Source organism: Streptomyces sp. NPDC030995 (assembly GCF_055571215.1).
The window spans coordinates 139,020-151,565 of sequence record NZ_JBVIFS010000010.1 but is presented as its reverse complement, the minus strand read 5'-3'; the positions used below and the strand labels follow the sequence as shown (position 1 = coordinate 151,565).

The window sequence follows — 12,546 nt, the reverse complement described above, 5'->3', positions numbered from 1 at the left end:
CGGGCATACGGCCCGGTCCGGAAGGCGGCTTCTTGATTTGACGCCATATCAGCAATACCTGGGCCGGGCGACGACAGCAGGAGGCAGGACGGGAGGCTGGCCGGGGGGGGCAGGACCGGGGGCCGGCGGAGGCGGGCCGGCGGACCGGCCCCCCAGGCTCTCCTGGCTCTCCTGGCTCTCCTGGCTCAGTTCTCGCCGGTGGCCGAGGCCCCGGTCACCGGCCGATCCGGGCCGGCAGTTGGCCGCAGTCGCTGCCGGCGCACTTGCTCAGCCAGTCGGCGAAGTCGGCGTCGTACTTGGTGCCGATGGTGTCGCGAAGCAGGCTGTGGGCCGCGTCGTACTCGCCTGCGCGGTAGTGGCCGAGCAGGGTGGTCACGTCCGCGGGGTGCGACTGGAGCATGTAGCGGACGCCCAGATAGCCCCACTGGTAGATACGGGTGGTGTCGGCGTTGTCGTAGGTGGTTCCGAAGAGCTGGCTGAGCTTGTAGGTGTTCTTACCCGCCTCCTCGATCGCCCTGTCGTAGGTGATGCCGCGGTACGAGTAGGAGACGTACTCGGCGAAACCCTCGATCCACATCACGGTCGGGGTGGTCTGCCCGGCTGCGAAGTCGCCGTACATGTCGTAGCGGCCGTCGAGGTAGTGGGTGTACTCGTGGTTGAGGTTCCAGATCTGGAAGGCGCCGTCCTGGGCCGGCTGCTCGTAGGCGATGAAGCGCGGCTGGTTGCCCTCAGCGGCCGGGTCGCCCTCCAGGTACATGCCGCCGTTGTTGGTGTCGATGCCGAAGACGACTCCGGCGTAGGTCTTGTAGTCGGTACTGGAGTTGAAGGCGACGATCTCGATGCTGGTGTTGTTGTCGTTCTTGACCGGACCGTTGTCCTTGACGATGTTGTGGAAGACCGGGTCCTGCTTGAGGATGCTGTCGCACGTGGCCGACAGGTCGGACGCGGTCAGCTCCTGTGCGAGGATCTTCGCGCTCGGACCGCATGTGTGCTTGACCGTCAGCACGGCGTCGCGCACGCGGTTCTGCAGGTCACAGGTGTCGTACTCGGCGCAGTTCTCCTTGTCGTACTCGTTCGTCATCTCGGCAAGGCCGACCCAGAGCGGGGCGGTGCGTCCAGTGATCTCGCTGCGGCCGAGCAGCTCCTTGACCAACGGCTTGACGGTGTCCTTGAGGTCGGCGTGCCGCAGGAAGCGGCCGAGTTCGCGTCCGGCGTTGCCGGCCAGGTAGGACTTGTCGGTGCCGAGGAGATCGTCGTGGGCGACGGCGAAGTCACGCAGTCCGGTGAGGACGCTCGGGTCCGCCTTCACGGCTTCCACGAACTCGGGCAGCTGGTGGCCGCGGAAGAGCACGGTGTAGGTGTTGTTGACCGCCGAGAGCATCCCGTAGAACTGGTCGTACGACGAGTCGTAGCCCTTCTGCAGACGCTTGACCACGCCGAGGTGGCGGGCGTTCTCTCCGGAGCTGTCGATCAGGGTGACCGTCTCGGCCAGGGTTTCTCCGTTGGCCTCGGTGACGTCGAAGGCGTGGGACGAACCGAAGAAGGCATCCAGGGCGCCCTGAATGGCGCTCTTCAGCGTCGGGCCGTATTCGCCGACGTTCTCCGGCTGGTTGTACTGGATGTAGTAGCCGGCGCGCAGGTACAGCACCACCTGGGTTGCGAAAGTGCTGTTGTCCCCCGGGTAGTTGGCCGCGACGTCCTTGAGTGCGTTCGCCACCGTGACCATCTGTTCCTCGCGGAAGAGGGCCTTGGAGTCTTCACCGGTCACGCTGAACAGCGTGTTGATGCAGGTGGTTTCCGACTTCTTGATCTGCCCGACCAAGGCAGCGCCGGTCTTCGAGGTGAAGTCGCTGACGTTGCAGTCCGCCGCGGCCTTCGCCACAGAGCGGGCCTGCTCGCGCTCTGAGGCGTTCTGGGCCGCGGGGAGCGGAGGGCGTTGCGCGGGGTTCGAGACCTTCGCGGCAGATCGCGCGGGGTCGGCGGCGTGTCCGGGTGCGAGATCGGCGGCAAGCACGGTGGCGGAGGCGGGCTGTGGGGCGGGGCCCGACCTCGGTGCGGACTTGGGTGCCCAGGTGCCGGCCGGGGCCGCCGCGCCATGGGGGGCGAGCATGGTGAGCCCCAGGCCGGCGACGGCCACGGTAGGTATCAGCAGTTGGGTGAGTTTCCTGAGTGTGGGGGGTTTGCGCATAGCGATGGCCTCCAGGCCGGTCGGCAGCCGTGCGTGGGGCACGGCGGTGGGGGGTGCGGACCGTGTTGGCAACGGAAGTTGAGCACTCCCGGAGCTGTCATGCCCGCGGAAAGTGTGACCGTACAATTTCACAGTTCACATGGCAGCGAAAGGGGGTTGCAAGCATCAGAAGAAACTGATGTGCCGTCAGGGAGGTGTCTTGTCAGGGAACTTGAGCGCGCGGGTGACGCCGGCAGGCAATCCCGGTGGCACGACGGCGACATGGGTACGGGACCGGCTGGACGGGCCGTGCAGTGACGAGGGCTTCGCCGGCTGGTGGCCTCCGCCGGGGACGCCAGTGTTCGCGCCTACTCGCGCCGCCCGGGCACAGAGTCTGACTGGCACTCTGGCCGCTGGGCGGGTGCTGGACATGCGTAACAGGCCCTGCGGCGGCTCACCGGCTCCCTCAGCCGTCTGCGGGAGTATGCAGTCGGCCGCCCGCAGGCAGTGACGGCGCGTCGTGCTGTCTCTTGCGTGAAGGTGCCGGATGCCGTCAGCGATTGCTGAAGGAGCGGGAGCCGGCTGCCCGACAGCGGGTGGAGCCGCTGCGGGAGGAGGCGGACCGCGAGGGCGGACGTTCGACCGTCTCGCGTCCCGTCAAGCAGGCACCCCGCACCGCCCACACCGGCACGTGAACGGGGTCTGCGCAGCCTCGCCGTACGCACCCAGGAGACACACTTTGAGCACCGATGCCCCGCCCGCAGACGGCGGCGACACCTTCTGGCAGGAACGCCGAGTGTGCTTCCTCACCACGCACCGGCGCGGGCTGCAGTCGGCCAAGCCGACGGCCGACGCTGGTGCACCCCGGAAGGCCCGGCCGTCATCAAGGACCCTCAGGCTGGTGACCTTCCCCGCGTGACCTGCCGACGAGCGGCGTCTGCCGTCGTCCCGGCGCGGCCTGACCTCAACGACCCGATGCCGTCGATGGGCAGGCCGAGCGTGTCCCGCCCGTGGCAACTTCTCCGATGCGGTGCGTAGCCTCTTCGCGTGCCCAAGGAGAGCCCTCTCACCAGCGGTAATGCCTTCAGAAACCGGCGTTGGCCGTGGAGAATCCGGGGAGAATAAAGCCGCGCCGGGGAGCGCCTGGGGGGGGAATCGACCGCGTAAATCGGCGTCACGGTGAAAGCACCGGAAACGTCCATCACCGCAGGTCAGCACACCCCATTCAACGATCCCTGCAGGTCAACGAGTCAAGGGCGACCATTCCAAGAAGATCTCCTCCTGGGCCGCCATCCTCTTCGCCCCCACCCTGGTGGGAACGCTCTATGGCATGAACTTCGAAGACATGCCCGAACTGAAGTGGGCCGGAGGGCCCGATTGGCCGGTCCATCCCCGGTACACGTAGTCGTGCGCCTCCGCGTCGGCCAGGGCCGCGGCACGGATGAGTCCGTGCTCGGGCGACAACCGGCACGCGGGGTCGGTACGGGTGGGGTCGCCGGTCAGCGCGTAGGCCTGGCACCGGCATCCGCCGAAGTCCTTCTCGCGCTGCGGACAGCTGCGGCACGGTGCCTGCATCCAGTCGGTGCCGCGATAGCGGTTGAAGCAGTCGGAGCGCTCCCAGATCCAGGCGAGCGTCCGGTCGCCGACATTCGGCGCGTTGAGCCCGGGCAGTGTCGCGGCCGCCTGGCAGGGCAGCACGGTGCCGTCGGGTGTGACGGTGAGCGAGATCGCTCCCCAGCCGCCCATGCACGGCTTCGCGATTCCCTCGACATGGTCGGGCACGACCCAGATCAGCTCGGTGAGTCCGTCCAGCCGCTCCCGCCACCGTTGCACCGCCTCTGACGCCCGGGACAGTTGGGCGCGGGTCGGCATGAGGGCCGCACGGTTGCGCAGGGCCCAGCCGTAGAACTGTGTGTTGGCCAGCTCGATGCGGTCCGCGCCCCAGGCCAGCGCCAGCTCCACGATGGCATCGATCGCGTCGAGGTTGTCGCGGTGAAGGACGACATTGACCCCCAGCGGCAGTCCCGCTTCCCGCACCACCGCTGCGGCCCGCTCCTTGGCGTCGAACGACCTGCGCCCCGCGATGCGGTCGGAGGCTGACGCGTCGGAGTGCTGCACCGACAACTGCACGCTGCGAAGTCCGGCGTTGACGAGTCCCGACAGCCGGACGGCATCGAGACCTACCCCGCTGGTGACGAGCTGTGTGTGCAGCCCGGCCGAGTCGGCGGCGAGGACGATCGCGTCCAGGTCCGGGCGCAAGAGGGGCTCCCCGCCGGACAGATGAGTCTGTACCACTCCCAGGTCCCCGGCCTGCCGCATGACGTCCTGCCATTGGACGGTGGACAGTTCCCGGCTGCGGCGGGACAGCTCCAGTGGATTGGAGCAGTAGGGGCAGCGCAGCGGGCACGCGTGGGTCAGCTCGGCGAGCAGTGCCCAGGGGGGCGGCACGCCCGTCATCGCAGCCAGCCCTCGACGCGCATCCGGTCCAGGAAATCGGGAACGTCGGCGGTCACGGGGGCAACCGGGAAGCGCGCCGCCAGCTCACCGACGATCCGGGGGACATCCCGCTCACCGTCGCAGAGCCGCAGAACGTCGCCTGCTTGCCCACGCAGGACCACCACGCGTTCCGGCATCGTCAACAGGTCGGTACCGCGTACCTTGTCGTATCGCAGGAAGACGGCCCGAGCGAGCCGCGGCCGCCATCGCGGCTCCGCCACCGGGATCGAGGTCATCGGCATCGGCATCGGCATCGAGGTCATCGGGGATCCTCCCGCCGAGCGTGGTCCACCGCGTCCAGCAGTGACCAGAGCACCTCGCACTTGAACGTGAGTGCCGCGACCGCCCGCTCCTGCTCGACCCTGCCGCGCGCCCACTGGAGGACGAGGGCCATTGCCTCGCCACTGTCCCGCCGACCCTGGGACACACGTGCCCGGAAGTAGGCCAGTCCGTCGGCGCCGATCCACGGGTAGTGCCGTTCGAGGGCATCGATGCGCCGCCGCATGAGATCCGGGGCGGACAGTTCGGTGAGCGACGCCGCGACGGCGTCCAGCGCCGGCCGCAGCCGGCAGAAGTTGACGTACCCGTCGACGGCGAGACGCACCCCCGGCAGCACGTCCCGACCCGCGAGGAGACCTGCCCTGTCCAGACCGGCCGCCTCACCCAGGCGCAGCCACCGCTCGATCCCGCCCTCGTCGCCCTCGCGTCCGTCGTGGTCCTCGATCCGGCGCACCCACATGCGCCGTAGCTCCGGTGAGCCCAGCTTCGCGGTGATCAGGGCGTCCTTGACCGGAATGTTCCGCTGGTAGTAGAACCGGCTACTGATCCAGCGCCGCACTTCGGCGGGGCTCAGCATGCCTTCGTGCATCCGCACATGGAACGGATGACGGTCGTGGTAATGGCGCTCGACCACCGCCCGCAGCCGTTCCTCGAACTCCGCTTGTGCCCAGGCACCTTCCGTTTCCACGACGGTCACAGCACGATCTCCGTTCCGTCAGCGGCCACTTCGATGCCCAGCCGGGCCAGCACCTTGTGCTGGGGCGCATCGGGGTCGACAAGGGGGTTGGTGTTGTTGAGGTGCGTGTAAAGCCGGCGCGCGGACAAGGAGGCGATCCGTCGTGCCGTGCCGTTCGGCCCGTCGATCGGCAGGTGCCCCATGGCTGTCGCGGTGCGGGCCGAGCACTTGTGACGCCGTGGCTCGTCGTCGTCCCAGAAGGTGCCGTCGAGGATCACGCAGTCGGCCTCGGAGACGGCCTCCTCCAGGGCGGCCGGCCATGCGCCGAGCGCGGGTGCGTACACGGCGGTGCGGCCGGTGGCTCTGTCCGTGAGCCGCAGGGCGGTCACCCAGTGGTCGGCGGCTCCGGCCGACGCCCCGGCCGCGGCGTAGCGCGGTTGCTTGCCGGACACGGGGATGGCACTGATGTGAATCGTCGAGCCCGTGGCGAGTGGCTCGGCCCGGCCGCCCTCGGGAAGCAGACGCCAGGTCAGTTCGGTGTACGGAGCGAGCAGCGCCCCCAGGTGCTGCCGTTCCAGCAGCGCATCCCGCACGGCGGCCGTGGTGAGCAGCTCCAGCCGCTCGGCTTGCCGCAGCAGGGCGATGCCCAAGGTGTGGTCGAGTTCGGCGTCTGTGAGCACGACTCCGGCGAGCGGTGTGCGTCGCCGCTCGGGGCCCGGATGCAGCTCGGGACAGTTCTCGATCTGGGCCGCGATGTCGGGTGTCGCGTTGACCAGGTACCAGTGGCCCTCGGCCGCCATGACGGCGAGTGAGGCGTGGTGGCGGCGGCGCCGCGGATCGGCACGCGCCCCGGAACATCCCCTGCAGGCGCAGTTCCATTGCGGTACGCCTCCGCCGGCTGCGGTACCGAGCACCTTGAGCAGCATGTCCGCGGGGTCCGCTAGCGGTCGGCCAGCGAGTAGGCCGTCACCTCGAGGGCGGTCTCCACGACCTCGAACTCGGGCTGCTGCCAGACCGCTTCCTCGTCGGGTGTGGTCACTTCGCAGCTGGAAGCCTGCCCCTGAGCGTTCGTCGGTTCCATGCTCTCGGTTGCCATGAGCCTGTCCCTTCCTTCGGATGTCGATGACGCTCCCCATCGCAGCCTCCGGGGGCGGCGGGTTCCTGGCAATTCAGGGGCGTCCATCAGAGGGATCAACCGGCATGTCTGATCATCCTTCAGTCATAGCGGTCCTACGATCCCGGGTGAACCAGTGCCGAGCCTTCCCGGAGGATGCCCGTGCCCACTCTCACAACGCGCCGAAAGGCTCCCGGACGCAGGCCGCTCCGTGCGGTGAGAGCCGTCGGGGTCACGATCGCGGGGATGCTGGTGGGGGTGGCCGGCGCGGGGACCAGCGCGTTCGCGCTGCCCGCGGAGCATCCGCCCGGGAACCATGCGCTCACCGAACCGGGCGCGGTCCGGACCGTTTCCACCCAGTGGACCACGCCGTGGGGTATGAGCTGGCTGCCGGACGGCTCCGCGGTGATCAGCGAGCGCGAGACGTTCAAGCTGTTCAGGCTCACCCAGGCCGGTGGGAAGACGCTCATGGGCACTGTTCCGGAGTCGATGACCACCGGTGCCGAGGACGGCGTGATGGGCATCGCGGTGTCGCCCAGGTGGAACAACGACCACTACATCTACATCCTTCACACGACCGCGACCGAGAACCGAATCGCGCGCATGACGTACGACGGGTCCACTCTGGGCGGGTACACGCCGCTGCTCACCGGGATCAGGAAGGAGCGGGTCCACAACGGCGGACGCCTGAAGTTCGGCCCCGACGGCTACTTGTACGCCTCGATGGGGGATGCCTTTCAGCACACCCTGGCGCAGGACAAGAACTCCCTCAACGGGAAGATCCTGCGCTTGACCGCCGACGGCAAGCCGGCACCCGGCAATCCGTTCGGCACCTACGTCTACTCCTACGGCCACCGCAACCCGCAGGGACTGACCTGGGATGCGCAGGGCCGCCTGTGGGCGTCCGAGATCGGCCCGACCGACGTGGATGAGCTCAATCTCATCGAACCCGGCAAGAACTACGGCTGGCCCACCTGCTCAGGTCCCTGCACCGCTGAGGGGATGACGAACCCCAAGGCGTCCTGGCCGACCTCGGAGGCCACACCGAGCGGTCTCACTTACGCCGACGGCAACCTCTACATGGCCGGGCTGCGCGGCAAGCGTCTGTGGCGCATTCCCATCAGCGGCACCACGGTGGGTACCCCGGTGGCGCACTTCAAGGACGTGTACGGCCGACTGCGCACGGTCGAGAAGGTTCCTGGCAGGAACGCACTGTGGCTGTCGACGACCAACACCGACCGCAACGGTGGGCAGCCCGACGGTGCCGACACGGTGCTGGAGGTGGCGCTGACAAAGCCGGCCGCCTGAGCCCGCGGGGTGCTCCAGCCCCTCGAACGGTGGCCATGCCGACGTCACCGCTGACGCGTCAAGTGCGGGAAGTGCGGGGAGTGCGGGGCAAGGAGGGCAATATCCTCCTCCCAGCGGAAGTCACGCCCCATCTCACGCAGCTCATCAACGCTGCGCCGATACGCGCGGTGGGCAGCGAGGGCATTGTTCACGCAGGGGAGCACCACGGTGGGGATGCCCATGCCGGGGGCCTCACAGAAGATGCCGAGTGCGAGATTGTCCGCGAAGCCGGCCGCCCACTTGTTGACCGTGTTGAACGTGGCCGGTGCGACTGCGGTGGCGTCGGCCTGCGGGTACGACCCTGCATCGCCGGGGTGAGTGCCAGGCAGAGCGGATCGGGTACTGGCCTGGTTGGCTCCCGAGCAGACATCTCGGGTACCGGGCCGGGGCTCGTCTCGGTGGGGGTCCTTGTGGCGTGCGGACTGCCGAACCGGCAGGGCGCCGGCCGGTGGTCCCCGTGGCGCGTCACATCGTCCGCCTGGCCTTTCCGCCGGCTCGTGAGCGCAGGGATCAGCGTGTAGACAGCAGCGCCACCGCCCATGCCGGGGCGCGCTGTCGCACGTACGACGACCGCGACCGCGTCGTGTCGGAGGGCGGCGAGGCCGGCCACGTCCAGATCACCCTGACGTACACCGAGCCGGACCCGGAGACAGGTCACCACACCACCACGCTCACCACCGCCGACGGGCATACGACGCACCACCTGTTCGGCCCCGGCTGCCGTCGGCTGGCCGTCACCGACCCGCTTGGTCACACCACCCGCTTCACCTACGACCCGCGCGGCAACCTGCTGACCCGCACCGACCCGCTGGGCCTCACCACCGCCTTCTCCTACGACGAAGACGGTCGCGTCGTCCGCGCCGTCCGCCCGGACGGAAGTGAACTGCGAACCGTGCGCGGCCGGTTCGGCCTGCCCGTGGAAGTCGTCGGACCGGACGGCTCCCGCATGGTCCATGAGTTCGACGAACGCGGCAACCGCACGGCGGTGACCGATCAGGGCGGCTCGACCACCCGCTACACCTACGACCATGCCGGCCGGCTCACCTCGCTCACCGACGCCGAAGGGGCCATGACACGCGTGGTGTGCGACGCGTCGGGGCTCCCCGTGGAGGTGACCGACCCGGCCGGCGCCATCACCCGCACGGACCGGGACGCCCTGGGCAGGCCGCTCCGCATCACCGATCCGGTGGGTGGCGTAACCCGCCTGGAGTGGCATGCCGACGGACAGCTCGCCCGGCGCATCGGCCCCGACGGCGCCACGGAGTCGTGGACGTATGACGGCGAGGGCAACCTGCTCTCCCGCACCGACGCGTCCGGTGGCGTCATCCGCTTCGAGTACACCCACTTCGACTTGCCGATATCCCGCACCGGACCCGACGGCGCACGCTACGAGTTCGAGCACGACACCGCGCTGCGCCTCACCCGCGTCACCAATCCGCAGGGACTTACCTGGGCCTACGAGTACGACGCCGCCGACAACATCGTCTCCGAGACCGATTTCGACGGCCGCTCCCTCACCTACCGGCTGGACGCTGCGGGCCGGCTCGCCGCCCGCGTCGACGCGCTCGGCGGGACCATCTCGTTCGAGCGTGACCAGCTCGGCCAGGCGGTCGCCAAGGACGTCGACGGCCGGGCGACGACCTACGCCTACGACAGGGCCGGACGCCTGCTGGAGGCGGCCGGACCGGACGGGGAACTCCGTTACCAGTACGACCGCCGGGGGAAGGTCAAGACCGAGCTGGTGGATGGCCGTCCCCTCACCTATGCCTATGACACCCTCGGCCGCCGTACGCGCCGCACCACCCCCACCGGTCACGTCACCAACTACGCATACGGTGCCGACGGAACGCCACACCGCCTGACCACCGGCCATCACCACGTCGACTTCACCCACGACGCCGCCGGCCGCGAGCTCACCCGCGTCTTCGGCGACGCGATCACCATGACCTCCGCCTGGGACGAAGCCGGACGGCTCACCGAGCAGCACACCACCGCCGGGGCGCGCGCCGTCAACAGCCGCGCCTACACCTACCGCGCCGACGGCCATCTCATATCCGTCGCAGACCGGCTGTCAGGCACCCGCACCTTCGATCTCGACCGGGCCGGCCGCGTCACCGCCGTCCACGCCCACAGCTGGACGGAGCGCTACGCCTACGACGCGGCCGGCAACCAGACATCGGCATCATGGCCATCGCGTCACCCCGGCAGTGACGCCACCGGCCCACGCACCTACACCGGCACCACCATCACCCGCGCCGGAACGGTCCGCTTCGAACACGACGCCCTCGGCCGGGTCACCCTGCGACAGAAGACCCGCCTCTCCCGAAAGCCCGACACCTGGCGCTACGAGTGGGACACGGAGAACCGACTCACCTCCGTCACCACCCCCGACGGGACACGGTGGAAGTACCGCTACGACCCGCTCGGCCGCCGCACCGGGAAGCAGCGCTTGGCGGCCGACGGCGAGAGCGTGGTCGAGGAGGTCCGGTTCACCTGGGACGGCCTGACCCTGTGCGAACAGACCAGCCACCAGCCGGACCAGCCGAACACGGTCGCCCTCACCTGGGACCACCGCGGCGACGTCCCTCTGACCCAGACCGAGCGCATCCTCACGGCCGACGACCGCCAGGAGGAGATCGACCGCCGGTTCTTCGCCATCGCCACCGACCTCATCGGCACCCCCACCGAACTGATCGACGAGTCCGGCGACATCGCGTGGCACTCCCGGACCACCCTGTGGGGCACCACCGCCTGGGCCCGCGACAGCAGCACGTACACCCCGCTCCGCTTCCCCGGCCAGTACTACGACCCCGAAACCGGCCTGCACTACAACCTCTTCCGCCACTACGACCCCGAAACCGGCCGCTACGCCTCCCCGGACCCCCTCGGCCTCGCTCCAGCCCCCAACCCCGTCGCGTACGTGGACAACCCGCACGGCGGGTGCGACCCGCTGGGCCTCATGCCCAAGTACACGAAGGAGGAGAAGGCACAGAAGGCCAGGGAGGTCGCCCTCAAAGCCATAGACGAAGTCATCGAGAGGGCGCAGGAAGGCAAGATGAAGAAGGCTGGCAACTACCACGCGGACGACCACGGCTTCACTGAGGACATGGTCATGGAGATCCTCAAGAAGCCGGACGCGGTGTACCACTCGACGGCGGGCAGCGGAAAATTGATCTTCCGTCAGGGCGAGGACATCGTGGTGGTCCGGGCTGACAATACCGCGCCAGGCAATGTCATCACGGCATACGGTTCGTCCGGCATCAAGGGTCCCTCCGGGGCCGAGGCGCTGGGCGGCTTGCCCACCGATCCCGGTGCACCGATTACGCACGTGGACGTGGTGGAGGGCAGGATTTCAGCCAAGACCGGCTACATGGCTCCCGCAGAGCAGGTCAGATGAGGTGGCATTCACGATGAAACTCACCATCGACGACGACTGGACCGCGGTGGTGACGGGCGATCCGCTGCGCATCACTCCGCGTTTCGATTTTTGGGATTTCAGTGTGCGCATCGCGACGTACGCGAACGTCGAGGAACGCGGGCGGTTCCTTCTGGACACCTTCGGCAGTCAGCCGTGGTTGTGGGACACGCCCGACGAACTCCGCTTCGATCCGGCCAGCCGGAAACTGGTCGGCGCCGAGTTTCAGATCGCCGGTGAGGCCGCTGACGTCGAGGACTGTGCCCGTGTTCCCGCTACACCCCTCGTCCGCCCGGGCGGTCTTCGCGCGGACGAGGCCCGGGACTTCCGCCTGGAGGTGACCACGGAGCTGTGCCGCGCCCCCGGGGACACCGTGCTCACCTGCCTCCGCGACCTCGACGTCCTCGACGGGCCGCTGGAGGCCCGCATCGGCATCGCACCCGACGTGGCGATCCTGGTCCAGCACGGCACCATCGTCGGCTGGAGCCTCACCGACCCCGCCCGCTACCTGACCACCGGCTTCGCCGCCCCCGACCCGGCTCCCCCCGCCCCGGCCACCCGGCTCCTGCTCACCGAATGCCTCGACCTCATCACTACGCCGCTGCTCGACGGGGTGAGGCGCCGGGACCCGGCCGCCCTGGCCAGCCTCCGGGCACTCGACCACAGCCTGCGCAATCAGCGCGAGGACCGACACCGAATCGACGCCCTGACTACGAAGATCGCCGACTTGGTAGAGGACTACGGGAACTAGTGACGGCCGGTTTGGGCGGGCGGGCGCGGCGAGCATGCCTGAGGGAGGGGACCGGTGTAGGGCTCCGGTCCCCTCCCGGGCGGCGAGGGGGATCGCCGCCGGTTCAGCAGGCGATCAGCAGCCGCTCGTGTGCCAGCGGCAGGCCGTGATCAGCGCGGCGGCGTGCTCCTCGCCGCGGGCGTCCTCGGTACGGACGTCCTCGGGCAGGACCTGGAGGGCATCGATGTCGAACTCCGCCATGGCGGTCTCCTTCTGTGCGGATGGAACTGCGGGTGGAACGCCGGACCCGGATGAGCCCGGC

Annotated in this window: 10 protein-coding genes and 3 pseudogenes; 5 read left to right on the top strand and 8 right to left on the bottom strand. The window is 69.0% G+C overall.

Annotation, left to right across the window (positions count from 1 at the left end; translation table 11 throughout):
- Positions 1–214 precede the first annotated feature (214 nt).
- Positions 215–2,188 (bottom strand): collagenase, encoded by a 1,974-nt coding sequence (locus ACZ45T_RS17770; protein ID WP_468442201.1) that lies wholly within the window; start codon positions 2,186–2,188, stop codon positions 215–217.
- Positions 2,189–2,906: 718 nt separating this feature from the next.
- On the opposite strand from ACZ45T_RS17770, the gene ACZ45T_RS17765 reads away from it, so the two are divergent.
- Both ACZ45T_RS17765 and ACZ45T_RS17760 read left to right on the top strand, forming a co-directional pair.
- Positions 2,907–3,086 (top strand): hypothetical protein, encoded by a 180-nt coding sequence (locus ACZ45T_RS17765; protein WP_468442199.1) that lies wholly within the window; start codon positions 2,907–2,909, stop codon positions 3,084–3,086.
- A gap of 345 nt (positions 3,087–3,431) precedes the next feature.
- Positions 3,432–3,539 (top strand): annotated as a pseudogene (locus tag ACZ45T_RS17760) (CorA family divalent cation transporter); the annotation flags it as partial.
- Here ACZ45T_RS17760 and pqqE read toward each other — a convergent pair.
- From pqqE to pqqA, 5 genes are read right to left on the bottom strand one after another with little or no spacing between them, the layout of a single operon-like run.
- Positions 3,491–4,624, bottom strand: a complete 1,134-nt coding sequence (gene pqqE, locus ACZ45T_RS17755) for a pyrroloquinoline quinone biosynthesis protein PqqE (RefSeq protein ID WP_468442198.1) — start codon at positions 4,622–4,624, stop codon at positions 3,491–3,493. The pseudogene ACZ45T_RS17760 and the gene pqqE overlap by 49 nt on opposite strands.
- On the bottom strand, positions 4,621–4,926 hold the full coding sequence (gene pqqD / locus ACZ45T_RS17750; protein WP_468442196.1) for a pyrroloquinoline quinone biosynthesis peptide chaperone PqqD: 306 nt from the start codon (positions 4,924–4,926) through the stop codon (positions 4,621–4,623). The genes pqqE and pqqD overlap by 4 nt, the downstream gene beginning before the upstream one ends.
- Positions 4,923–5,639: a pyrroloquinoline-quinone synthase PqqC gene (pqqC, locus tag ACZ45T_RS17745; RefSeq protein WP_468442194.1), complete on the bottom strand. Its 717-nt coding sequence runs from the start codon at positions 5,637–5,639 to the stop codon at positions 4,923–4,925. The genes pqqD and pqqC overlap by 4 nt, the downstream gene beginning before the upstream one ends.
- Positions 5,636–6,544 carry a pyrroloquinoline quinone biosynthesis protein PqqB gene (gene pqqB, locus ACZ45T_RS17740; RefSeq protein WP_468442192.1) on the bottom strand — a complete coding sequence of 303 codons (909 nt, stop codon included), beginning with the start codon at positions 6,542–6,544 and terminating at the stop codon, positions 5,636–5,638. Before pqqB ends, pqqC begins: the two co-directional genes overlap by 4 nt.
- Positions 6,545–6,558: 14 nt before the next feature.
- Positions 6,559–6,714: a pyrroloquinoline quinone precursor peptide PqqA gene (gene pqqA / locus ACZ45T_RS17735; RefSeq protein WP_468442190.1), complete on the bottom strand. Its 156-nt coding sequence runs from the start codon at positions 6,712–6,714 to the stop codon at positions 6,559–6,561.
- Positions 6,715–6,978: 264 nt separating this feature from the next.
- On the opposite strand from pqqA, the gene ACZ45T_RS17730 reads away from it, so the two are divergent.
- The gene (locus ACZ45T_RS17730) at positions 6,979–8,040 is read left to right on the top strand and encodes a PQQ-dependent sugar dehydrogenase (protein ID WP_468442188.1); all 1,062 of its coding nucleotides are present in this window, start codon (positions 6,979–6,981) and stop codon (positions 8,038–8,040) included.
- Between the two features lie 44 nt (positions 8,041–8,084).
- On the opposite strand, the pseudogene ACZ45T_RS17725 reads toward ACZ45T_RS17730, so the two are convergent.
- A pseudogene (locus ACZ45T_RS17725) lies at positions 8,085–8,421 on the bottom strand (flavoprotein); the annotation flags it as partial.
- A gap of 220 nt (positions 8,422–8,641) precedes the next feature.
- On the opposite strand from ACZ45T_RS17725, the pseudogene ACZ45T_RS17720 reads away from it, so the two are divergent.
- Both ACZ45T_RS17720 and ACZ45T_RS17715 read left to right on the top strand, forming a co-directional pair.
- Positions 8,642–11,476 (top strand): annotated as a pseudogene (locus tag ACZ45T_RS17720) (RHS repeat-associated core domain-containing protein); the annotation flags it as partial.
- 13 nt (positions 11,477–11,489) lie between these two features.
- A complete protein-coding gene (locus ACZ45T_RS17715; RefSeq protein WP_468442187.1) occupies positions 11,490–12,245 on the top strand; it encodes a hypothetical protein in 756 nt (251 codons plus the stop codon).
- Between the two features lie 114 nt (positions 12,246–12,359).
- Here the strand turns inward: ACZ45T_RS17715 and ACZ45T_RS17710 are convergent, their stop codons facing one another.
- Entirely contained in the window at positions 12,360–12,485 is a 126-nt protein-coding gene (locus ACZ45T_RS17710; RefSeq protein WP_189745961.1) for an ALQxL family class IV lanthipeptide, read from the bottom strand.
- Positions 12,486–12,546: the final 61 nt, after the last annotated feature.